The sequence below is a fragment of the Peptoniphilus sp. HMSC075B08 genome (assembly GCF_001815405.1).
GTDB lineage: Bacteria > Bacillota > Clostridia > Tissierellales > Peptoniphilaceae > Peptoniphilus_A > Peptoniphilus_A harei.
Genome location: NZ_KV820429.1, coordinates 170,529 through 193,102 on the forward strand (window position 1 = coordinate 170,529; position 22,574 = coordinate 193,102).

General features: G+C 34.9%; 25 protein-coding genes and 2 pseudogenes. 8 read left to right on the top strand and 19 right to left on the bottom strand.

Going from position 1 to position 22,574, the window contains the following annotated elements; all coding sequences use genetic code 11:
• The first annotated feature begins 77 nt into the window (after window positions 1-77).
• Window positions 78-323, top strand: coding sequence for a hypothetical protein (locus HMPREF3023_RS01355; protein WP_070700065.1), 246 nt, complete (start codon window positions 78-80; stop codon window positions 321-323).
• Window positions 324-344: 21 nt separating this feature from the next.
• On the opposite strand, the gene HMPREF3023_RS01360 is transcribed toward HMPREF3023_RS01355, so the two are convergent.
• The 7 genes and pseudogenes from HMPREF3023_RS01360 to rpsF all read right to left on the bottom strand — a co-directional run bounded on the left by HMPREF3023_RS01360 (window position 345) and on the right by rpsF (window position 4,612).
• Entirely contained in the window at window positions 345-758 is a 414-nt protein-coding gene (locus HMPREF3023_RS01360; protein WP_070700066.1) for an arsenate reductase ArsC, read from the bottom strand.
• A 42-nt stretch (window positions 759-800) separates the two neighbouring features.
• Window positions 801-1,843, bottom strand: a pseudogene (gene arsB, locus HMPREF3023_RS01365) (ACR3 family arsenite efflux transporter).
• A 28-nt stretch (window positions 1,844-1,871) separates the two neighbouring features.
• Complete coding sequence (locus HMPREF3023_RS01370; protein WP_144019617.1) at window positions 1,872-2,192, bottom strand: ArsR/SmtB family transcription factor; 321 nt, start codon at window positions 2,190-2,192, stop codon at window positions 1,872-1,874.
• Window positions 2,193-2,312: 120 nt separating this feature from the next.
• Window positions 2,313-3,374, bottom strand: a complete 1,062-nt coding sequence (locus tag HMPREF3023_RS01375) for a copper amine oxidase N-terminal domain-containing protein (RefSeq protein ID WP_070700067.1) — start codon at window positions 3,372-3,374, stop codon at window positions 2,313-2,315.
• A 168-nt stretch (window positions 3,375-3,542) separates the two neighbouring features.
• Window positions 3,543-3,767: a 30S ribosomal protein S18 gene (gene rpsR / locus HMPREF3023_RS01380; protein WP_005957053.1), complete on the bottom strand. Its 225-nt coding sequence runs from the start codon at window positions 3,765-3,767 to the stop codon at window positions 3,543-3,545.
• Between the two features lie 11 nt (window positions 3,768-3,778).
• Window positions 3,779-4,318: a single-stranded DNA-binding protein gene (locus HMPREF3023_RS01385; protein ID WP_070700068.1), complete on the bottom strand. Its 540-nt coding sequence runs from the start codon at window positions 4,316-4,318 to the stop codon at window positions 3,779-3,781.
• A 9-nt stretch (window positions 4,319-4,327) separates the two neighbouring features.
• Entirely contained in the window at window positions 4,328-4,612 is a 285-nt protein-coding gene (gene rpsF, locus HMPREF3023_RS01390; protein ID WP_070700069.1) for a 30S ribosomal protein S6, read from the bottom strand.
• A gap of 115 nt (window positions 4,613-4,727) precedes the next feature.
• Between rpsF and HMPREF3023_RS01395 the strand changes: the two genes are divergently transcribed.
• Together HMPREF3023_RS01395 and pepT are read left to right on the top strand one after the other, a co-directional pair.
• Window positions 4,728-5,201, top strand: a complete 474-nt coding sequence (locus tag HMPREF3023_RS01395) for a methylglyoxal synthase (RefSeq protein ID WP_070700070.1) — start codon at window positions 4,728-4,730, stop codon at window positions 5,199-5,201.
• A 62-nt stretch (window positions 5,202-5,263) separates the two neighbouring features.
• Window positions 5,264-6,472 carry a peptidase T gene (pepT, locus tag HMPREF3023_RS01400; RefSeq protein WP_070700071.1) on the top strand — a complete coding sequence of 403 codons (1,209 nt, stop codon included), beginning with the start codon at window positions 5,264-5,266 and terminating at the stop codon, window positions 6,470-6,472.
• A 286-nt stretch (window positions 6,473-6,758) separates the two neighbouring features.
• Here the strand turns inward: pepT and HMPREF3023_RS01405 are convergent, their stop codons facing one another.
• The 3 genes and pseudogenes from HMPREF3023_RS01405 to HMPREF3023_RS09600 form a co-directional block, all read right to left on the bottom strand.
• Window positions 6,759-7,883, bottom strand: a complete 1,125-nt coding sequence (locus HMPREF3023_RS01405; protein ID WP_070700072.1) for an LCP family protein — start codon at window positions 7,881-7,883, stop codon at window positions 6,759-6,761.
• A gap of 793 nt (window positions 7,884-8,676) precedes the next feature.
• Window positions 8,677-9,270 (bottom strand): rubrerythrin, encoded by a 594-nt coding sequence (gene rbr, locus HMPREF3023_RS01410; protein WP_070700073.1) that lies wholly within the window; start codon window positions 9,268-9,270, stop codon window positions 8,677-8,679.
• A 188-nt stretch (window positions 9,271-9,458) separates the two neighbouring features.
• Window positions 9,459-9,918, bottom strand: a pseudogene (locus tag HMPREF3023_RS09600) (exodeoxyribonuclease III); the annotation flags it as partial.
• Between the two features lie 88 nt (window positions 9,919-10,006).
• Here HMPREF3023_RS09600 and HMPREF3023_RS01420 point away from each other — a divergent pair.
• Both HMPREF3023_RS01420 and HMPREF3023_RS01425 read left to right on the top strand, forming a co-directional pair.
• Entirely contained in the window at window positions 10,007-10,708 is a 702-nt protein-coding gene (locus HMPREF3023_RS01420; RefSeq protein ID WP_070700075.1) for a DUF188 domain-containing protein, read from the top strand.
• Window positions 10,698-11,243, top strand: a complete 546-nt coding sequence (locus HMPREF3023_RS01425) for a nitroreductase family protein (protein ID WP_070700076.1) — start codon at window positions 10,698-10,700, stop codon at window positions 11,241-11,243. The genes HMPREF3023_RS01420 and HMPREF3023_RS01425 overlap by 11 nt, the downstream gene beginning before the upstream one ends.
• Before the next feature lie 42 nt (window positions 11,244-11,285).
• On the opposite strand, the gene HMPREF3023_RS09520 is transcribed toward HMPREF3023_RS01425, so the two are convergent.
• The 3 genes from HMPREF3023_RS09520 to HMPREF3023_RS01440 form a co-directional block, all read right to left on the bottom strand.
• Window positions 11,286-11,504 (bottom strand): hypothetical protein, encoded by a 219-nt coding sequence (locus HMPREF3023_RS09520; protein WP_210400901.1) that lies wholly within the window; start codon window positions 11,502-11,504, stop codon window positions 11,286-11,288.
• Window positions 11,505-11,566: 62 nt separating this feature from the next.
• Window positions 11,567-13,513 (bottom strand): FtsX-like permease family protein, encoded by a 1,947-nt coding sequence (locus HMPREF3023_RS01435; protein ID WP_070700078.1) that lies wholly within the window; start codon window positions 13,511-13,513, stop codon window positions 11,567-11,569.
• 1 nt (window position 13,514) lies between these two features.
• Window positions 13,515-14,249: an ABC transporter ATP-binding protein gene (locus tag HMPREF3023_RS01440; protein ID WP_070700079.1), complete on the bottom strand. Its 735-nt coding sequence runs from the start codon at window positions 14,247-14,249 to the stop codon at window positions 13,515-13,517.
• Window positions 14,250-14,763: 514 nt separating this feature from the next.
• Here HMPREF3023_RS01440 and HMPREF3023_RS01445 point away from each other — a divergent pair.
• Complete coding sequence (locus HMPREF3023_RS01445) at window positions 14,764-15,300, top strand: nitroreductase family protein (RefSeq protein ID WP_070700080.1); 537 nt, start codon at window positions 14,764-14,766, stop codon at window positions 15,298-15,300.
• 132 nt (window positions 15,301-15,432) lie between these two features.
• On the opposite strand, the gene HMPREF3023_RS09425 is transcribed toward HMPREF3023_RS01445, so the two are convergent.
• The 6 genes from HMPREF3023_RS09425 to HMPREF3023_RS01470 form a co-directional block, all read right to left on the bottom strand.
• Window positions 15,433-15,582, bottom strand: coding sequence for a hypothetical protein (locus HMPREF3023_RS09425; RefSeq protein ID WP_019125285.1), 150 nt, complete (start codon window positions 15,580-15,582; stop codon window positions 15,433-15,435).
• A 162-nt stretch (window positions 15,583-15,744) separates the two neighbouring features.
• Window positions 15,745-16,233 carry a GAF domain-containing protein gene (locus tag HMPREF3023_RS01450; RefSeq protein WP_070700081.1) on the bottom strand — a complete coding sequence of 163 codons (489 nt, stop codon included), beginning with the start codon at window positions 16,231-16,233 and terminating at the stop codon, window positions 15,745-15,747.
• A gap of 6 nt (window positions 16,234-16,239) precedes the next feature.
• Window positions 16,240-17,865, bottom strand: a complete 1,626-nt coding sequence (locus HMPREF3023_RS01455; RefSeq protein ID WP_070700082.1) for an amidohydrolase — start codon at window positions 17,863-17,865, stop codon at window positions 16,240-16,242.
• Between the two features lies 1 nt (window position 17,866).
• Window positions 17,867-19,264 carry an APC family permease gene (locus HMPREF3023_RS01460; protein WP_070700083.1) on the bottom strand — a complete coding sequence of 466 codons (1,398 nt, stop codon included), beginning with the start codon at window positions 19,262-19,264 and terminating at the stop codon, window positions 17,867-17,869.
• 32 nt (window positions 19,265-19,296) lie between these two features.
• On the bottom strand, window positions 19,297-20,652 hold the full coding sequence (locus tag HMPREF3023_RS01465; protein ID WP_070700084.1) for a PFL family protein: 1,356 nt from the start codon (window positions 20,650-20,652) through the stop codon (window positions 19,297-19,299).
• A gap of 9 nt (window positions 20,653-20,661) precedes the next feature.
• A complete protein-coding gene (locus HMPREF3023_RS01470; protein WP_070700085.1) occupies window positions 20,662-20,931 on the bottom strand; it encodes an ACT domain-containing protein in 270 nt (89 codons plus the stop codon).
• A 115-nt stretch (window positions 20,932-21,046) separates the two neighbouring features.
• Here HMPREF3023_RS01470 and HMPREF3023_RS01475 point away from each other — a divergent pair, with 115 nt between their 5' ends.
• Together HMPREF3023_RS01475 and HMPREF3023_RS09310 are read left to right on the top strand one after the other, a co-directional pair.
• Entirely contained in the window at window positions 21,047-22,126 is a 1,080-nt protein-coding gene (locus tag HMPREF3023_RS01475) for a hypothetical protein (RefSeq protein ID WP_070700086.1), read from the top strand.
• Between the two features lie 174 nt (window positions 22,127-22,300).
• Window positions 22,301-22,447, top strand: a complete 147-nt coding sequence (locus HMPREF3023_RS09310) for a hypothetical protein (protein WP_197720997.1) — start codon at window positions 22,301-22,303, stop codon at window positions 22,445-22,447.
• Window positions 22,448-22,574 lie beyond the last annotated feature (127 nt).

Consider the following 22,574-nt stretch of genomic DNA (forward strand, 5'->3'; position numbering starts at 1 on the left):
GGACTCGCTTGGTCCCTTATTTTTTTTAATTTTACAAGAAATTTACAAGGCCTTGTTATCATTAAGATGGTGATAATATGAATTTTATATTCTTTATAAGGTCAATAACTTACATAAGTCTAGAATTTTTATTTGCCTACAAGCTAGAGAAGTCAAATCTTGCCACTAGAAAATATTTTTATGGGCTGGGTCTTATCTTAGTCCTCTTTGAAATCTTTATAATAAAAAATTTTACTTCAGACTTCTGGGATAGGCAGGCCTTGGGATTTATATCAGGCTACACCCTCTATTTCTCTTTAAAAAATCTAATTAAAAAAGGCTAGCCTATATGCTAACCCCTCTCATTAAAAGCTTAAATTCCCCTCTAAGAGATCTTTTCTTAAATTTTTTATCTTCTCTTCTATTTTTTCTATAACTTCTTTAAATTCTCTGTCGCTTTTGCCAGAAGGATCATCTAGACCCCAATCTTCCTTATATTTTGCTTCCAAATAAGGACAATAAACTTCGCAGCCCATTGTAATAGCTATATCAATAGGAGGGAGTTTATCAAGGGTCTTGGGTTCTTGACTCTTCTCCATATCAATATTATAAATTTCTTTCATCAGCCTTACAGCATCTTCATTTATCTTGTCCTTAGTTTCTGTACCTGCAGAATAAGATTCAAAAACATCTCCTGCCAGCAGCTTAGCAAAGGCCTCAGCAATTTGACTCCTGCAAGAATTGTGAACACAAATAAAGGCAACTTTTGCTTTTTTCATTTTATCTTCCTCCACAAATTTAGACTTATTCATCTCATAAGCTTAGGCAAATTTTCTCTTAGTCTTATTTGCCACATTTACCAAAAATAACATTACAGGAACTTCTGTCAATACACCCACAGTGCATGCGAGAGATGCAGCTGAGCCGACGCCAAATAGGGCAACAGCAACTGCAAGAGCTAGTTCAAAAAAGTTTGAAGCACCAATAAGTCCAGCAGGTGCCGCTATTTTAAAGGGAAGTCCCAAGACCTTACAAGCCATGTAGGCGCTATAGAAAAGATTAAAATTGTCTGCAAAATTAAGGGAATTCCTATTAAAACAATGTGAAGTGGGTTCTCGACAATAGCATTTGCTTGTGAACTAAAGATGAGGATAAGAGTTAAAAGTAAACCAAGAGTTGTTATACCATCAAACTTATTTACAAATTCTTTCTCAAAATAGTCACTACCCCTCTTGCCTACAAGATACTTCCTTGTAATCACACCTGCAAGTAAAGGAACTGCCACAAAAAGCAAGACACTTACAAATAAAGTTTTATAGGGAACAAGAACTTTTGAGACTCCCAAGAGAAACTTCACTATTGGGATAAAGGCCACAAGTATAATCAAATCATTTGTGGCAACTTGAACAAGAGTGTAGGCTGGGTCTCCCTTAGTTAAGCTGCTCCAGACAAATACCATGGCAGTACAAGGTGCTGCCCCAAGCAAAACAGCACCAGCTAGATAATCCTTGGCAAGGTCTTCTGGAATCAAATTTTTAAAAATTATAAAGAAGAATAAGTAGGAAATCCCAAACATAGTAAAGGGTTTTATAAGCCAATTTGTAATCCATGTGACAAAAAGACCCTTGGGGTTCTTGCCAACTTCCTTTATACTTTCAAAATCTATTTTTATCATCATGGGATAAATCATTATCCAAATAAGAATCGCTATGGGAACAGAAATCCCCTCAATTTGTAATCCAGATACAAAACTTGTCATTTGTGGAAAAACTTTCCCCAAAAAAACTCCCACTCCCATGCAGATAAGGACCCATAGGGTCAGATATTTTTGAAAAAAATTAATACCTTCTCTTTTTTCTTCCATCACTTTCCTCCTTAAGCTTCAGATAAAACTAATTCTCAATCTTACAAATACAATCTTCAGTATTTGTAGAAATATCAGCAATAAAATTTATTATCTCCTTGAAACTCTCTTCCTTAAGCCTGTAATAAATGTTTTTTCCATCTCTCCTAGATTTTATAAAATCGGCTTCCTCCAACTTCTTCATATGACTTGATAAAGTTGGTTGACTTATATGAAAATATTCCAAAATTTCACAGGCACACAATTCCCTACAAGACAAAAGATCTATAATTTGAAGCCTCTTTGGCTCACACAAGACCTTTAGCATCTTGGAATAGGCAAAATATTTATCCTCATTTTTATCTGACATAAGCCACCTCCATCAATATTATACAAGTCATATCGACAGCTGTCTATGTGTTATTTAAAAAAATAAAATTTTATAAGCCTTTAAATAAAAAAAAGACTAGCCTAAGCTAGTCCCTATAATTTAAGCAAGATTCTTTAACTTATAAAAATTGTCGCTATCTCTCAAAGTCTTTAAAAGTTTTTCAACTTCACCCTTATCAGCCTTTATAAACTTTATCTTTTTAGGATGTGCAACAATATTCTTAACTTCCTTTAGCATTTCAGGACCAGTGCCGTGATAGTGAGAAGGAAGCCTAAAAGAATTAAAAGTCCCATCGAAATTCAAGTAATAATCAAAATACTCAAGCATAGCCATTGATGGACCAGAATTTACGCCCATGATTTCTCTTTTATACTTCTCGTCCTTTTCATAATCATCAAAACTTGACATAGAAGAGCCTCTTTCTCTTACACTTATTCCCAGTCCATCCTTTCTAGGATTTAAATATGGATCTTTATTTAGTTCAGGACCAAAAAATTCTCCAGCTTTAGCAAAAGATAACCAGGCAAGACAAGCCTCAACTTCACCATTCTTGTATCCCTTGAAAACTTTTGAAGGCATTTCTCTCATCTTTTTTTCATAAACAGCCTTCTCCTCGTCAGACTTATTCATCATTTCTTTCTTGTAAAGGTAGTCAAGACCAAGAGGGTCCAAGACTTCCTTCTTCTCTTGAAGATCTTTCTTTTCATCTTTTATCTTCTTAGAGTCATAGCCATCACCAATTACAACTACCCTCTTATCCTTGTCCCAGTCAACCCTTTCACCAAAGGCTTCGGCGATAGCCCTTAGGGGAACAAAAGTCCTGTCGTCCTTGATCTTAGGAGCCACATCTAGTTTAATAGTATTGCTATTCCCAGCAGAAAAATTTTTTATCTCCTTCTTATCAATTGTTAGGTAGAGAACTCCACCATAACCATCGCTAATTTGCACGCTCCTATTGGCTCCATCCCAGAGAACCTCTTTGCCAAGATTTTCAGAAATCACCCTAAGAGGCACCATAGTCCTCTCCTCATAGATATAAGGAGCCACATCAGACTTAATCATGTCCCCCTTCATCCAAATCCTAATATTAGTATTGGCAGTTACAAGACTTGGGATAGCCAGAGCCAAAATAGACACCCTCAAAATAAATTTCTTCTTCATAAAATCCTCCTCTTTTAAATTTAAAATATTTTCCTAATTATTCTCTTTAGTAAGATTATACATTAACAAGAGTGATTTTATATTAAAATTTAATTTATAATAATTTAGCTTATATTTTTCCAAGAAAAAAACTGCTGGGTCCTTACCCAACAGTTAATTTAAGATTTATTAGTCAGCGCTATATGGAAGAAGTGCAATTTGTCTTGCTCTCTTGATAGCTACTGTCATTTCTCTTTGATGTTTAGCGTTTAAGCCAGTGATTCTTCTTGGAAGAATCTTGCCACGGTCAGAAATGTAATTTCTTAGTGTTTCAACATCTTTATAGTCAATTTTTTTAGTCTTATCTTTTTCAAAAGGATCTACTTTTTTCCTTCTGCCAAATCTTCTTTGCATTTTTACCCTCCTTAAAATGGAATATCGTCATTATCAACAGGGAAAAATCCATCGTCATCGTTATCATTCTTTGAAAAATCATTTTCATAAGCAGAGTTTACTGGTCCTTGGTTTCCACCACCAGGTTGACTGAAGCCACCTTGGCTTTGGAAGTTGTTTTGATTATTAAATCCACCTTGGTTTTGGTTAAAGCCGCCTTGTGCTTGTCCCCCACCTTGGCTTGATCCAATAAAAGTAAGGTTATTTACTACAACGTCTGTTGTGTAAATTGTTCTTCCTTCTTTTTCATAAGATCCAGTTTGGATTCTGCCTTCGATTCCAATTTGACTGCCTTTTCTGTGATAGTTTGCTATAAGCTCAGCTGTTGCTCCAAAGGCTGTACAAGATATAAAGTCAGCTGTTGGCTGATTATTTGCTTGTGCCTCTTGTCTTCTTTGCTTGCTCATTCTCCTATCTACGGCAACTGTGAAACGACACATTGCTGTGCCAGTTTGCGCATAACGAAGTTCGGGATCTCTCACTAATCTTCCGATTAAACTTACACTATTCATAAAAACTCCTTAGTCTTCAACTTTGATAATCATTTGTCTCATTACTGGGTCCATGATTTTCGCTACTCTGTTGATTTCTACTATGTCTTCTGCTTTAGTTTCAAATTCATAGAAAATATAGTAAGCTTCGTTTTTGTAGTCGATTTCGTAAGCTAGTTTTTTCATTCCCCATTCATCAACGTTGTTGATTTTTCCGTCTTTTTCGATTACTTTTTTAAGTCTTTCGAAGGAAGCATTTCTTTTTTCTTCTTCCACTTCAGGATAAAACATAATCACCGCTTCGTATTTATTCATACTTTCACCTCCTTATGGTCTTCGGCATAGCTAAAAAAACTATGCAAGGATTTCAATCTTTGATATTATATATTAAAGAAATTGCTTAGTCAAGATTTTATTTAAAGAGGTGTTTATGGAAGTTAAATCTATAAGAGTTAAAAATAAAAAAACTATTGCCCTTGTTGCCCACGACCACAAGAAGAAGGACCTCCTTGCTTGGGTAAGAAAACATGAAGATAAACTAAGAGGGCACAACTTCATTGGGACGGGAACTACTGCTGCCCTTATTTCACAAGAGACTTCACTAGACGTCAAGAGGCTTGTGTCTGGACCTCTTGGTGGCGACCAACAACTTGGTGCCAAGATATCAGATTCGCAAATTGATATTTTGATCTTCTTTTGGGATCCTCTTGAAGCCCAACCTCACGACCCAGACGTCAAGGCTCTTCTTAGGATATCAACTCTCTACAATATTGCCCTTGCCACATCTCCAACTACTGCCGACTACATCTTGTCGTCACCAATGTTTAATGGCGAGTACGATGTAGAAATTTTGGACAATGATTATTCTGTGGAAGACAGGATTTCAAAAAATGATTTTGATTAATTGGAGAAGCGACTTTTGAAGTCGCTTTTTTCTGTGATAAAATATTTTTATTGGAGGTTTTTATGACAAAAATGTTAAATAGATTTTTAAAATACGTCTCTTTTGAGACAACTAGTGATGAAAGTTCAGAAACTTGCCCATCAACTGAAAGGCAATTAGTCCTTGGGAATTATTTAGTGGAAGAGTTAAGCTCTCTTGGTATTGATGCAGAGATTGATGAAAATGGCTACGTTTATGGGAAGATTCCTGGCAGGGTCAAGGCCAAGAAGACTGTGGGATTTATTGCTCACATGGACACTGCTCCCGACATGACCGGAAAGGACGTCAAGCCGAGAATTATTGAATCTTATGACGGCAAGGACATCAAGTTAAATGAAGAATTCACAACAAGCCTTAAAGACTTTCCTTTTTTAAAGGACCTAAAGGGTCAAACTCTTATTACAACTGACGGAACTACACTCTTAGGGGCAGACGACAAGGCAGGGATTGCAATTATAATTTCTGCTGTGGAAGAACTTTTAAGTAATCCAGATGCAAAATACGGCGACATTAGGATTGCATTTACACCAGACGAAGAAATTGGCAGAGGTGCCGACAAATTTAATGTCAAGGACTTTGGGGCAGACTTTGCCTTTACCGTTGACGGTGGACCCCTTGGCGAGCTTGAATACGAAACCTTTAACGCAGCTTCTTGCAAAGTTAAAATCCAAGGGAAGAATGTCCATCCAGGTTCAGGCAAGGATGCCATGGTTAATTCTCAGCTAATTGCCATGGAATTTAACTCAATGCTACCTGCCAACGAAAGGCCCGAATACACAGAAGGCTACGAGGGTTTCTCCCTTCTTCTTAACATTGAAGGCTCTGTTGAGTCCACATCTATGTCCTACATCATCAGGGACCACTCAAGGGAAAAGTTTGAAGCCAGAAAGAAATTATTCCAAGATATTGCAGACTTTTTAAATAAGAAGTACCACGACAGGATAAAAATTGAAATCAAGGACCAATACTACAACATGAGGGAAAAGCTTGAGGACCACATGGAAATCATCGACTTGGCAAAGACTGCCTTTGAAAGGTCTGGTGTTGACCCAAAAATTGGGCCAGTGAGAGGTGGAACTGACGGATCAAAGCTTTCCTTTATGGGACTGCCTACGCCTAACCTCTTTACAGGTGGCTACAACTACCACGGTCGCTACGAGCTTGTGAGTCTTGACCAAATGGAAAAGTCCAAGGAAGTTGTAAAAAATATTATAAAAATTTTGGCTGAATAATTAAGAGTAAGTTATGAATCACCAGGCGACTGGTGATTTTTTATTTTTAAAATTATTAAGAGGTCGTGATTTTTTATAAAGTCATAAATTATTATGAAGTGAGAGTTTTTTCTTAGTTGATAATTATTTTATAAGTTTCTAATAATTTATATTGAATAAATTGTTTATGACTTTACAATAAATTAATAAACCTAAATTTTTTGATTCTTTCTAAGATATTATTAATAGAAAGAATTTTACTTATTAATACCTAAAACCATAAAAAAAGAACCCTCTCGGGTTCCTTTTAATTTCTATTATTTGAAGTCCTATTAGAGTTTGAGTCTCCATTAGAAGAGTTTTCTTGAATTCCCTCTTCCTTTATTCTTTCTCTTAACTCTCTGTCCCTCATCTTTTGTTCAGCTTCTGCCCTCTCAGCATCAGTCATATTAGCAAGTTCTTCTTCTGTATAGTTTACTACTTCTTCTTGGTCAGTAGGGTCTTTCCTAAGTCTTTCCAGTTCAGAAGCTTGGTAGACTGCATCCTTCTTGTCAACATAATAAAGAGGAGATCCCTTCTTCATGTGACCTTCAAGAGTCTTAATATCAATGTTTTCCTTGTCAAGACTTACCCCATAGTAGGCAAGATAGGAAAGCTGTCCGTAGTTCATGTCAGTTTCAATGTGCTTATTTGCAATAGAAACTAATTTTGGAAGCTTAAGAAGCATCTTAGGTGACTTCATCTTATCAAAGATCTTCATGATAAAGTCTTGTTGGGCCTTGATCCTGTCAAGGTCTTGGTCCTTGTAAATTTTTCTTATCCTAAGATATTTTACTGACTCCTTACCATCTAAGAGATGAAGTCCCTCTTCGAAGTTGATTTCTAGTGGCGGCACAGTTGACGGGTCAGTGTACTTGTACTCTGGTGTGTAAACTTCTACACCACCAATTGCATCAACAAGTTCTTCAACAGCTTCGTAGTTAACAGTGACATAGTGGGAAATTTTTATACCAAGTAGGTCCTCAACACTGGAAACTTGTAAGTCAATTCCTCCACGAGAGTAGGCGGCGTTCATCCTGTAGTTGTCATATCCCTTTATCTTGTAATATGTATCTCTTGGGATGGATATAAGTCTAACCCTATCGTACTTGGGATCAATTGATAAGACCATAATTGTGTCTGCCCTCTTAGAATTTTCATCAACTTCATAAGTCACATCACTTGAGTCGATTCCAATTAAAAGGATGTTTACAATGTCTTCTTCCTCATTAAAGATGGAAATCTTTTCTGGCTCTTGAACTTCTTCTTTATTATTAATTTTGTTTTCATTAGTTAATTTTTGTCCTCTTGGCGCAAATATAAAGGTAAGTCCCAAGGCACCAAGTAGGAGTATAACAGTAAGGAATACAAATATTCTGTAAATATATTTCATGTTAATCTCCTTGTATAATGAACACCCAGTAATTAGTGTTATTTTTTTATTATATGATAATCATAGGCTTAGAAATACTAAAACTGATAAAAGCAATGCTAATTTAAATGCTTCCATGCTTTCTTCCAATGATGCTAAAGCCCACTTACGTTTATAATATCATTTAATGGAGCTTAAGTCACTAACTAGATATTGTTCTAGATTGAAGGAAGATTTAGCTACTTTTAAAATTTCTCTTTGCAGAATTGTTGATATTATCTTTCCTGAGCTTCAGACTTGTGTTTATTCTATTAATCAAAAGTCTACTATTGCTTTCTCAATTTCCTTCTAGAAAATTATTGCTAATGCTCATCTTACTAAACTGACTAATGTTTTAAAGAACAATTCTAATAGCAGCTAGGGTATAGATAAAGCTATTTTAATTAGAGTTGTTTTTAAGCTTTTAAAAACTAATTCTAAATTTATTCCTCAGAATTAAAACTTTATTATTTTCTTTGCCTAATTAATTTAGGCTTGTTTGTTATGCTTATTTTTATTTAATTGTCTTTTATTTTTTACTCATTTTACTGTTGACTTCATATAGTTATTCTTTATATTATTATACAACTATATTTGTAAATAAAAACCACCGGCTTATGTGGTGACCCCATAAGTGGCTATTACCGGTAGAATTCCATGCTTTGAACTTTCTTCCCCGTGCACCAATTTTCACAGCTTGTGCTAAAGCGTACAAAAAAACCTGGCCTATATGCTAGGTCAGGTTTCTATATTTTTATATTTCATTTCTAATGTTTTATTTTACTAGGCCTACTGCCATAAAGAAGCCTTGTGGGTGTTTACATGCTGGACATACTACAGGAGCTTCTTCACCTTCGTAAATATATCCGCAGTTTAGGCATTTCCAAATTGTTACTTCGTCTTTTTTAAACATTTCTCCTGCTTCTAGAGTATCTAGAAGAGTTTTGTACCTGTCTCTGTGGTGTTCTTCTACTTCGCCTATTTCTGTAAATGATTTTGCTATGTCGTCAAATCCTTCTTCTTTTGCAATTTTTGCAAATTCTGGATACATAGTTTCAGCTTCGTCATTTTCACCATCAATAGCTCCTTTAAGGGCAAGTTTTGTGTCCTTATAAACTACTGGGAAAGCTGTATAATCAGGGTTTAGTTCAATGGCTTCATTTTCAAATTCGTCTTTTAAGTACTTATAAAGTGCGTTTGCGTGAGCTCTTTCGTTTGAAGCTGTTTCTTCAAAAACTTTTGCTATGTGCTTGTAGCCTTCTTTGTCAGCAATTTTTTGAGATAGAGTGTATCTTTGAACTGCTTGAGATTCTCCTGCAAAAGCTGTTATTAAGTTACTTGCTGTTTTTGTTCCTTTTAATTTTTTCATTGTACTTACCTCTTTCTTTTTTATTTGGATATACTTCCAATATATTATATTTATAACCCTTTACAAATGGCTTAAACACTGGATTTTGTGATAACAATTATCAACTGGTCACGGCTTAAAAAAAAGAAATAAGTTTTGAAATGTACTTATCTCTTTAATCTGACTTTTATCATTGTTTGTTTTTGCTATTAAATTTCTATTTCTAATAAGATTGGAGTGTGATCCTGTCTATCTTCAAAGTTTGGCATTTTTGATTCTACTAGTTGGTACTTAATCCTATCACTTAATAAAAAGTAGTCAATCCTCTAACCTGACTTGTTGATCCTAGATGTTTTTATTCTTTGAGCCCATTCCTTCTACGTCTCCATGAACGTGTCTAAAGGTGTCTTTAAATCCTTCTTTTTCTTCGTCTGTAAATCCTGGTTATCTTCTATTGGTCTCTGGATTTTTCAGGTCAATTTACTTGTGGACAACGTTAAAGTCTCCTGTTGCTATTACTGGCTTATTTTTATCTAAGTCTATTAGGTAGTTGGCATAGAACTTGTCCCATTCTTGTCTTTCTGCTAGTCTTTTTAGGCCATCTACTGCCTTAGGAGTGTAAACTGTTGTAAAGTAATAGTCATCAAATTCTAAGGTTAGCATTCTTCCTCCTAAACTAGGTCCATATAAAATAAGCCAATATTTCAATACTTTTATTAATATGCTAAATTAATTTCTTATTGGGTAAAGTATAAGTATGAAAATATTATTAGATGCAGACGGTTCGCCAGTTAGAAAAATAGTTGAAGACCTCTCAAAAAAATATGGAGCAAGACTTATCACTGTGAAAAATTATAGCCAAGATTTTACACCTTCCTATGGTCAAGTGGTTGATGTTGACGTCACAAAGGAAGCTGCTGATATTTACATTGCCAACCAGGCAAGGCAGGGTGACCTTGTCATAACTAACGACAGAGGCCTTGCTTCTCTTGGCCTATCCAAGGGAGCCAGGGTCCTGGACTTTCAAGGTGACTTTGTAGACGATGACAACATTATGGTCCTGCTTGCCAGCCGCCACTTCAACAAGAAGATGAGAGATCGAAATATTTTTTCTAATATACCTAAGAGAGAAAAATCACTGGACCAGGATTTTTATAGGTCCCTAGATAAATTTTTGGAGGGAATAAATATGTTAACACTTTTTGTTTCAAGCCTTTGCCCAGACTGTCCACCGGCAATAGAAGAGATAAAAAAGAAGGATATAAAATGTGAGATTGTAGACATAACTTCTTCAATGGCAAGTCTCAAGAAATTTTTAAAAGAGAGAGACTTTTCAGATGCCTTTGATGAAATCGTAGAAGAAAATAGGGTTGGTGTCCCTTGCCTCATGCGTGATGACGAATTTTTCTTCTTTGATGGAGATTTAGATGAATTTTTAGGAGGATCAAATGGAATTTAAAGAATTTATAGATTTAGCAAAAGTAAGACAGTCCTGCAGGTCCTATGACCCTGACAGGGAAGTTGAAGACATGAAACTTGAGGCCTGCCTTGAAGCTATGAAGCTTTCACCTTCTGCTTGCAACGCCCAACCTTATTTTTATTATATTGTAAAGGGTGACGAAGCCAAAAATGTTAGAGACCTCTTGCAATTGGGCAAGATGAATTCCTTCGCCAAGGACGTCAATGCCTTTGCAGTAGTTACAGAAGAAAATTACAATCTTTCTGCCAAACTTGGTTCCTCTGTAAAGAATCAAGATTACAAGTCCATTGACATAGGAATCTCAGTAGCCTACTTCACAGCACAAGCCACAAGCCTTGGACTCTCCACTTGCATAATGGGTTGGTTCGACGAAGAGAAACTCCAAAAATACCTTGGTACCAAGTCGAGAATTAGACTTGTTATAGCAATTGGCTATGCAAAAGATGACACAATTCGTGAGAAAAAAAGAAAATCTTCTGACGCCATTTATAAAATAGTTTCAGAAGATAAATAAAAAGATAAATTTATGACTAGGTCTTAGGACCTAGTTTTTTTATTACATAAGGGGCCTGAGATAGCCCATCTCAAGGGCAATCTTGCAGGCCTCAATGGTGTTCTTGGCACCAAGCTTGGCGTAAATATTAAAAAACATAGCTATTGTTAAATATCTAATAAAGGAGAATACATTGCCTACAATAGGCATATCTACACTTGTTGCTAGCTGCAATGCAGCCACTATATCCATAGCTGGATATAGTATATATATAATTATCAAAAAAACAAACTTTTTTACCTCTATTTGCAATAAATCTGTAATTTTCATAATATTCAAGCCTTTTAAATTTGCCTATCCACCATTTTAGTTTTCTCTGTCTTCAACAAACAAACTATTACAGTAATAAAGATACATATTATAATAAAAAATATATTTAAATATAGACACACTTTAATTGGAAGATTTGCTCCTATAGTAATTTCATTTATACTAAATTCCTTGGTAAATTTAACCAACATTATAGAAATTACCATAATTATCATAATATCGGCGGAAAAAATAGTAGCCAGAATTTCTACTAAATTTTCTAGAATTATTTCCCCTCTAGTAAAGCCCATTCTAAATAATAATTTAAAATCATCTTCTTTAAAAGAAATTAAAGATATTATGTTTTGAGCAATAATTACTAATGCTAAAATCATGCAAGGAAAATAAAGAAATTTTATTGTTTCAAATTCATGATTAGAAAAATTTTTCAAATATTCATTTACATCTTCTGAACCTTTTAAAACTCTCGCATTAGGTAAAATTTTTAGAACTTCCTTTTCCAATTCGAGTTTTCCAAGACTTAAGTTATTTATGTAAATCTTATTGTTTATCTTGTCGAGACCTGGCAAAAATTCATTAGTATTGTAGTCAAGATATATTTTAGGCAATAGAAGATACGGTACGGATCCAAAAACTGCAACTACCTCATATGTCTTCTCTTCTCCATTATAATATGTAATTTTTATTTCATCTCCAAGTTCATAATCATTACTTGCACCAATCTTATTTTTAGATATATCATCTATACTTCCTGCCTCGAGGTCTAAATTAACCATAAGACTCTTATCATTGATGTAATTAACTCCTACATAATGATCATCTTCTGCAGCATCATAATAGCTTAAAGTGTTTGTAATTATTAAATCTTGTGTACCCTTAATCTCTAATAGCTTTTCTTGAGCATAAGCATCTATTTTTGTTGGATTTATAATGGCATATATCCCTTCTCCCATTTTCTTATTTTGAGCATTATACTCTCTATTCATCCTTACTACACTTGCCTCTGAAAAAAGTGCAAAAATTGAAGGTATTATAACTGCTAAAAGAATGGGTGTGGCAAGCGAAAGATTTTTTTGTGTATTCATTAAAACTCGACCTCTACAATAAGAAGCTAATGCCGAATTTTTTAACACCAAGACTTTTGCTATTAAACTAGAAAATTTTGGAATCAATATAGGGGCCACAATTATAACAAGAGCTATCGCTAAAGCTCCAACTCCTTGAATATCTATTATAGTCCCTGTTTCTACCGGCTTAATTAAAGTATAATATAGAAATATGAAAAATAATATTAAACCAATAATAGCTCTTAGAATAATATTTCTCTTGCTAAGAGTTGCTATCTCGTTTGATTTAATAAATAGATCTATAGGTCTTGTCTTTATAACATTTATGCTTGCTGTTAAACTTGCTATAATAACCATAACAAAAATAGCTAATAAACTTATTACGCTAGATTGTAATCCTGGTCTTAGATTAACCATTAAAAGACTATCATATCCTGGCTTGAAAATAGAATAAAAGAAAAACTTTACATAAGCTTTTATAAAAAATCTAGACAAAAATATTCCAAGAATCGAAGCTATAATATTTAAAATTAAAGTTCTAAATAAAAGAATTTCAATAATCTCCTTATTATTTAGACTATTAAGTTTTAAAAGAGCCCAATCTTTATCTTCCTGCTTTATTGAAAAATAAATTGTCCCTATTAAAAGTAAAAATCCAAAAAATAAAATCATTAAAAATTGAAGTTGAGATCCATTCACTATATCTCCAAGTATAAGATTATTTTTTTTTCTATTAAATGTAGAAAAAATTAAATCATTATTTGGGTTTAATGTAGCCAAATACCACGCAGATGTTAAACTTAGAGTTATAGAGATTAAGGTCATAGATAAAAACATCCATAAGTTAACTAGCTTATTTTTCCAAATCATCCTTATAGCAATTTTTACTTTCATCTTAATCTTTCCCTCCTAATTTCTTGTTTTCTTCAAGATCTGTAAAAATTTCTAAAATCTCTCCGATGCTTGGCTTATTAATTTCTTGACTAATCTGACCATCAAGCAAAAATAGTACTCTGTCCATTTGAATCGCTACGTTAGGGTCGTGTGTTACAACTATAGTGCTTGTACCTATATCATTCAGCTTTTTCATTTCCTTCAAAACATTGTAAGAAGAATTGGTATCCAGTGCCCCTGTAGGTTCGTCTGCAAAAATAAGGTCTGGTTTAAATAAAAGGGCCCTGGCTATGGCAACTTTTTGTCGTTGACCACCAGACAATTCTGCTGGATAAGACTTCTCTTTACCACTTAAATTTAAAAGATCCAAAGTTTCTTTTAATTCTTTCATATTTAGTCTTTTTTTGATAAGACTATTTTTCAACTCAATGTTTTCTTCTACATTTAAGACAGGAATTAAGTTAATATCCTGAAATATAAAGTCAAAATTTTTTCTATACAATTCATTTAACTTTTTCGAGGAAAGTGTTCTAATATCTTTGTTTAAAAATAAAATCTCTCCCTTACTAGCCCTTATCATTCCACATAAACAATAAAGAAGAGTAGACTTTCCTGAACCAGAAGGTCCCATAATTGCAATTGACTCGGCTTTTTTTAATGATAAAGATATATCTTTTAAAGTATAATTTTTCCCATCAAAAGAATGAAAAAGATTTTTTACATTAATAACATCCATATAATCATCTCCATTTGTAATAAAAGACCTCCTAAAATTATATTTCACTTTAAGGAGGTCTTACTGTTTAATAGTTTCTTTCGTAATTCAAGGCTAATCACAAGCAATAACTATTAACTTTTTAGCCTTTCAAGTAATAGTATACACTATCGTTTATATCAGTAATAATTATTTGCACATAATGCTTATTGAACTTCTAGTATTGCAACTATTGCTTTGACTAGATTTTCTAGAAACTACTTTACTTTCGTTAGCCTTCATTTCTTGTAGTTTTAGTATTTTAGCTGACATTATATTTAGGCAAAAACAAAAGGTTCTCCTGCCTTTTGAACTTTTATGAAAAAATCGCTAATATCGTACATATATTCCAAATATTTAAAGTCCATAATATCCACGGCTAAACCCCTATCTTGTAAACTTTTTCATTAGTATTTTTCAACTTGAGAATACTACCTTATTTAATTTTTGTCAATTATTATTTTAAATCTTTATTCAATTTTATGTAGAGGCTATAATTGTTGAGAGATCAAATACAAAAAATAGAGAGTCATGTAGGGACTATGACCCAGATAGAGAAGTTGAAGCTGAAAAGCTTGATGCCTGCCTTGAAGCCATGAAGCTTTCGCCTTCTGCTTGCAACGCCCAGCCTTATTTTTATTACATCGTAAAGGGTGACCAAGCCAAAAATGTTAGAGACCTCTTGCAACTAGGCAAGATGAATTCCTTCGCCAAGGACGTAAATACCTTTGCAGTAGTTACAGAAGAAAATTACAATCTTTCTGCCAAGATTGGTTCCTCTGTAAAGGATCAAGACTACAAGTCTATTGATATTGGAATCTCAGTAGCCTACTTTACAGCACAAGCCACAAGCCTTGGACTTTCAACTTGCATAATGGGTTGGTTCGACGAAGAAAAACTCCAAAAGTACCTTGGCACCAAGTCTAGAATTAGACTTGTTATAGCAATAGGCTACGCAAAAGATGACACAATTCGCGAGAAAAAAAGAAAATCTTCTGACGCAATTTATAAAATAGTTTCAGAAGATAAATAAATTTTAATTTATAACTAGGTCTTAGGACCTAGTTTTTTTATGTAAGTAGATTAAGAAATAAGTTAGAAATTGTCAATCCCTTATTCAATTCATTTATAAATATTTAAAGATATGTGATTTTGTTTTTAAATTTTAAAAATTCAAAAACTTTAAGATGCAGCCCAAGACTGTCAGGATGATTCCCAAAAATTTTTTCTTATTCTTATCTCTATTCAGGATAGAACTTGCAAAAATATAAATTCCAACAAATATAATAATGTTTGATAATGTTAAGTATTTCATTTCTAACTCCATTCTAATTTTTTGTGGTAATATCTTCATGAGTAATAACTGCAATTTTTATTGTTTTTACATTTTGCTTTTAAAAATATTTTATCTCAAGATCAAAAATATTTTTATAATTTTTTTGGACAAAATAAAAGAGGAGGCTCAACCTCCTCAAATTTATTTAGATAATTCTTCTTCCATGGCCTTCACAAGTTCTCTAAATTTTTCTTCTTCAAGACTTGTGAAGCGGCCTAGGCTTGGTGAGTCTAGGTCCAAGACTCCTATAACTTCATCTTTAACAAGGATTGGCAAGACTAATTCTGAATTAGATGCCGAGTCACAGGCAACGTGTCCCGGAAAGTCATGAACATTTTCTACCCTCATGACTTTTTTATCCTTCCAGGCTGCCACACAAACTCCCTCTCCAGCAAGTCTCGTGCAAGCAGGAAGTCCCTGGAAGGGTCCCAAGACTAATTGGTCTTCCTTCACAAGATAAAAGCCTGCCCAGTTTAGGTCTTCCACTACATTAAAAATTATAGAAGAAATATTTGCCATCATGGCAATCATGTCGTCTTCAGTTTTTATTGTGGCCTTGCCAAAGTCCACCATGTAGTCAAGTCTTTCTCTATTGTCCAAGTTTTCTATTCCCTTAATCTCTAAAGTCATCTTATCTCATCTCTTGTAAACTACATTTCCGCCAACAACTGTCATCCTTGGCTTAATATCTTTTATTTCCATTGGGTCAATTTTAAAGATGTCCTCGTCTAGGACTACAAAGTCAGCCAAGAAATCTTTTTTGATCCTTCCCTTGATGTCTTCTTGGAATTCTACATAGGCAGATTCCACTGTGTAGGCATCAATGGCCTCGTAGATGTCCACACACTCTTGAGGATAAAAGCCTCCTTCAGGATTTCCCTTCTTGTCCTTACGAGTTACAGCCATGTAAATATTTGGGAAAGGATTTAAGTTTTCTACTGGAGCATCAGTTCCATAGGCAACGTGGGCTCCAAGGTCCTTTAGGCTCTTGAAAGCGTAGGATGTAGATGCAAGTTCCTTGCCACACCTGTCTTCTACAACTTGCATGTCGTAGTCCAAGAAGATTGGCTGTGCCATTACGCAGATGTCATCTCTTGCTATCCTCTCAACTAATCCCTTGTCAGTGATTTGGCAGTGAACAAGAGTGTGGCGAAGTTTGTTTTCTCCATCAACAAAGGCATCTTCATAGCACTTTATTGTATCTTCAATGGCCTTGTCCCCAATAACGTGAGTTATAACTTGAAGGTCATTTTCTGATGCAAGATTTACGTACTTTCTCATCTCTTCGTCCTTGATCCAAGGTAGTCCGTGGTTATCTTTGTCGTCATTGTAGCCATCACGCATTAGGGCAGTCCTTGCACCAAGTGAACCGTCCTTAAATAACTTCAAGGGTCCAAGTTTTAAGTAATTTGTATCATACTCCTTGTCCTTCTTAGAGTATTCTCCGTCAGTCAAATAATTTTCAAATTCTCCAAAGTCGTTAAAGCAAACTTGGTGTCTGTATCTAATTTTTTTGTTTTCCTTATAAATATCCTTTAAGAGGTCAAAGGCCACAGGTCCATTCATAAAAGTTGTACCTACATCATTGGATTGAACTGATGTGAGTCCACAAGATACTGCATAGTCCATAGTTTCTATTAGCATTTCACGTCTTTCTTCAAGGGTGAAGTCAGGTATTACGTCCTTGACAAAGTTACAGGCATTGGCTGTGTAAACCCCAGATGGGTATCCGTCATCGCCAATCAAAAATTCGCCGTCAGGATATTGTGGGCTGTCCTTTGTAAGCCCAAGAATTTCTATAACCTTTGTGTTTGATGAAACTATGTGGCCGCAAACTCTTTCAAGAACTATGGGGATTTCTGTAGAAATTTTATCTAAGTCAAATCGATTTGGTATCCTCTTGTCTCCCTTAAAGAAGTCTTGGTTCCAACCAATAGCGTGGATACCCTTTTCACATCTCTTGGGATTTTTTTCCATGAAGTCCTTGCATCTTTCGATCATTTCTTCAATGGATTCAACTCCTTCGATGTCAACTTGGTTCATGCTTTCGCCAAATTGCATAAAGTGAAGATGGGAATCGTTAAGACCAGGTATAACTGTTCTTCCTTCAAGATCGATTTTTTCTACATCATCTTGGTCATATTTTTTTACAAGGTCTTCTGTTTTACCAACTTCTTTTATAAATTCCCCTTCAAGGTAGATTGCCTCTTGAAATTCATCTCTATTGACATAAACTTTTCCATTGTAAAATAATTTTTTCATCTTATCCCTCGTTTTTCTCTTTTTTAAGTTTTGCATCAAAAATCATATAAGTGATTGCACCAAGGATTGGCACTATAAGTCCAGTTAGTCCTGTTATTGGGTCTTCAATTGCACCTTGGACAACAAGTCCTGCAAAGATTAGGGCTGTAATAACTACAGACACTGGGTAGAACCAAACCTTGTAAGGTCTTTCAATCTTAGGATATTTCTTTCTTAATATTGGCACACATAAAATTGTAAGAACTGAGAAAATCATTCCTGTTATTACAACCATGTTTGTAAGTTGATCAAGGTTTGATGAAAGTACAAGTAGGCAAGCGAATACGCATTGTACAATCATTGGTGCTGTTGGAACCCTGTACTTTGGATGAAGTTTGGCAAATGACTTGAAGAAGTGACCTTCAACTGCCATGGCATAATACATCCTTGGTTGGGCAAGTATAAGTCCATTAAGAGTACCAAACATGGCAAGGATCATACCCACACTTACTATAATAAGTCCTGCATTTCCAAATACCCTCTTGGCAACTTCTGTTCCAAGGTATAGGTCTCCACCATCTATCATTGCAACAATTTCTTCATGAGGGATAACCTTCATAATAGCAAAGTTAAATAAAGTATAAAGAACTGTAATTCCACCAATAGCAATTATAAGGGCTAGAGGCAGGTTCTTGTGAGGATCCTTAATTTCTTCTGCAACTGTGTTTAAGTTAGTCCATCCTTCGTAGGCCCAAAGAGTTGCAACAACTGCTATGGCAATCATGCCAAAGATATTTGTGTCACTTGTCCTTGAGTGTTCAAGGGCTGTTGTAAGGCTCAAGTCTGGACTAACCTTACCTACAAAGAGGGCTGCGATCATTACAATACCAATAGGAACAAGTTTTGCCACCATGGATAGGTTTTGTAATATTGATGAAGCCTTAACTCCAAACATATTGTAGATAGTTAAGACAATTATCAAAGTTATGGCTGCCATCTTAATTCCAAAATCAGAAATTTCAAAGAAACTTTTGAAAACTGACATAAGGGCAATGGCAACTGCGGCAACAGAACCTGGCCCACCAACTATCCAGTCAGTAAAACCAGATATAAATCCAACTATTGGGTGGTAGGCTTCGTTTAGGTAGACAATTCTTCCACCAGCCTTTGGCATGGCAGTACCAAGTTCTGCATAGCAGAGGCCACCAAATAAGGTAATAAGTCCACCGATAATCCAACAAATAAGAGCAAGGCCAGAGTTCATATTAGTCCTTTGTAGAACATAGGAACCTAGGTAAAAGATACCTGACCCTATCATAATCCCGCCAATAATACTTACTCCACCAAAGACTCCAATCTCTCTATTAAACTGAGTGTTCTCTGTGGTTAATTTTTCAATGTCCTTTGAATTGTTATTCATAGCACACCTCTTTCTTTATTTTTATTTTAATTTTAATTTTTAAAGCTGTGAACTGGTGCTGGTATATAGCCACCACGGTTTGCAAACCTATCAGCACTTCCTGGGTGAACTGGTACAATAGGAGCAGATCCTAGTAGGCCACCGAAAACTGCCTCGTCTCCAATACCCTTTCCAATTACAGGAACAAGTCTAGCAGCAGTAGTTTTTTGATTTATAATTCCAATCATAGCTTCGTCAGCAATAATTGCAGCAATAGTTGTTGCCTTTGTGTCTCCTGGAATTGCAATCATGTCGAGACCAACGGAGCATACGCAAGTCATGGCTTCAAGCTTATCAAGACCAATGTGACCATTTCTTGCAGCTTCAATCATTCCCTCGTCTTCACTCACTGGTATAAAGGCACCAGATAGGCCACCAACATGGTCAGATGCCATAATGCCACCCTTTTTAACTGCATCATTTAACATGGCAAGGGCTGCAGTAGTTCCGTGACCACCTGCAAATTCAACTCCAATTTCTTCTAGGATTCTTGCAACAGAATCTCCAATTGCTGGAGTTGGAGCAAGGGACAAGTCAATTGTTCCAAAGGGAACTCCAATTTTTTTGGCAACTTCAGTGCCAATTAATTCTCCAAGTCTTGTAATCTTAAAGGCAGTCTTCTTAATAGTTTCTGAAACTACGTGGAAGCTTTCTCCCCTAACTTTTTCTAGGGCGTACTTGACAACTCCTGGGCCAGAAACTCCAACATGAAGGACTACATCCCCCATTCCAACACCGTGGAAGGCACCTGCCATAAAAGGATTGTCTTCTACTGCATTGGCAAATACAACAAGCTTTGCACATCCAATGGAGTCTGCCTCCTTAGTTAACTCTGCAGTTTCTACAATTTTTTCTCCCATTAACTTAACTGCGTCCATGTTGAGACCATTTTTTGTTGTACCAACATTTACAGAAGAGCAAACTTTTTCTGTTTCAGCAAGAGCTCCTGGGATGGAATTAATTAAAATTTCATCAGCAGGAGTCATTTCTCCATGAACAAGGGCAGAGTAACCACCAATAAAGTCTACACCAATTTCCTTTGCAGCAGCATCAAGAGTCCTTGCAAATTCTATGTAGTCCTTCTCATCAGTCGCACCAGCGATTAGGGCAATTGGTGTAACAGAAACCCTCTTGTTTACAATTTCTACCCCATACTTGTGGCCAATTTCATCAGCATATTCAACTAGGTGCTTGCCATATTTTGTGATCTTGTCGTAGATCTTCTTGCGGGCAGCATCTCCGTCCTTGTCTATACAATCTAGAAGTGATATTCCAAGAGTAACTGTTCTAATGTCTAGGTTCTCTTGGTCCAGCATTCTTACAGTTTCTAAAATTCTTTGTCTATCCATGTCTGCTCCTTAAATTTGGTGCATCTTGTCGAAGATACCTTGGTGTTGAACTCTTATAGAAAGTCCAAGCTCTTCTCCAAGTTTTTCATAAGCGTCTACAATTTCTTGGAACTCAACGTTCATCTTAGTCAAATCAACAATAACAATCATTGTGAAGTAATCATCTAAAATTGTTTGTGTAATATCAACAATGTTTAGGTCAAATTCCACCATCTTTTTTACTACTTCATATACAATACCAATTTTGTCACTACCTACTACGGTTATAACGGCTCTCATAATTTCCCCCTTAAATAAAATTACAATTATTATACCATAATTTAAGGCTCTAATGCTCTATTTTCTGTTGTCATTAATTAAACTTTATTATAATATTAAATTAAAGGAGGACGACATGAAAAAATTTAAAATTATTATTCTTGCCTTGATAGGAATTTTGTTTTTATCCTCTTGTGGAGGAAATAAAAATTCTAGTGAAGATAAGAATTCTGAAGAAAAAAATAAAGTCGAAGAAAGTGGAAAAACTGAGACAAGTAATAGCAATATAAAACTTTTTATTGCTAGGGAAAATGCTGGTGAGTCTGGTGAAAAATTTCCTAAATCAGAAATTATTGGCAGCTTAAGTGACAGTGACTACAAAAAAATTTTTAAGGACACAAGTTTATCTGATAAGACAATAGATAAGATCGAGGATAACTTGGGCGATGTAATAGTTTCTTCCGAATCCAGAGAAGTTAAGCTAGCAAGAGAGAGTCAAGATAATATTTTTCACAACGAAGAGTTTACAGACGACCAATCTAAAATTCTTGAGTCAAAAGAAAATTTAAGGAACAAGGCCCTAGGACTTCTAATTTCAAATCAAGTTCAAAATATTGAAACTATGAAGAACCCTGGTGACTACCAAATTTATTGCACTCAATTAGTTAAAGACTTCTTTGAAGATGGCAAGTTAATTTTTCTTGCATCTGTAAATAATGCAAATTATTCCTATAATAATGGAATTTTTAATGAAGTATCTGGCTATACTATTCCCATGGAAATCCAATATGTTTTAGATAATGATAAAAATTTTGTCTTCGATGAAAAGATTGAAGCTATGGATGGGGCAGGCTATGGACCTTCAATTAAAAAAATGGCTAGGAATGACGATGAAATCGCTGGCAAATTAATGTTTGCTAATGAGAGAAAAGAAAATTATGATTTCATAATGGAAGAACTATTTTATCTGGCTCAGGAAAAAGGACTAAAGGACTTCAGTCACAAGCTAGAAGAAGTTCCTGGCTACGAAGAAGATGTGGTCTACATTGATAAGGGACCAAGCCATATCCCAGGCACAATAGAAATAGCCAAGAAAAAAGACTATGAAGAAGCAAAGGAGAAAATGGGAAAAGAAAACTGGCCTCATTGCGACGGAATCCTCTACCACGAAAAAACAGGAATAGCAGTAAAGTGGACAGTTGATTATTTCGAATAAAATAATTTAAAAAAATTAATAAAAATCTAGGATTTTTTATTCAATAATATGTATTTTTATTATTAGGAGGAGGAGTAATACACATTCGGGCACACAGAGGTCATCGGAAGGACCTTTCCTACTCCTAAGAATCTACAAGAAAAAGGAAATGTTGGGGAATCAAAATCAAAGGTTTTGACATTAGAAGAAATTAATAATATTCAGAACACAGGACTATCTGTGTTTACAGTTTATCAAGATGGAGGATATTATCCAAAATATTTTGCAAATGATAGCCAGGGAACAATAGACGCTCAGATTGGATATATAATTCTGTATTAAAGTTTAATCTTAGTTGAATTGTATCATTAACTAGTGTATAGTTATTTAGTTAATGATGATGTATTTTTAACGGTTTTCATAAATACATTGTATCAAATCATAACCACCGGCTAAGCCGGTGGTTTGT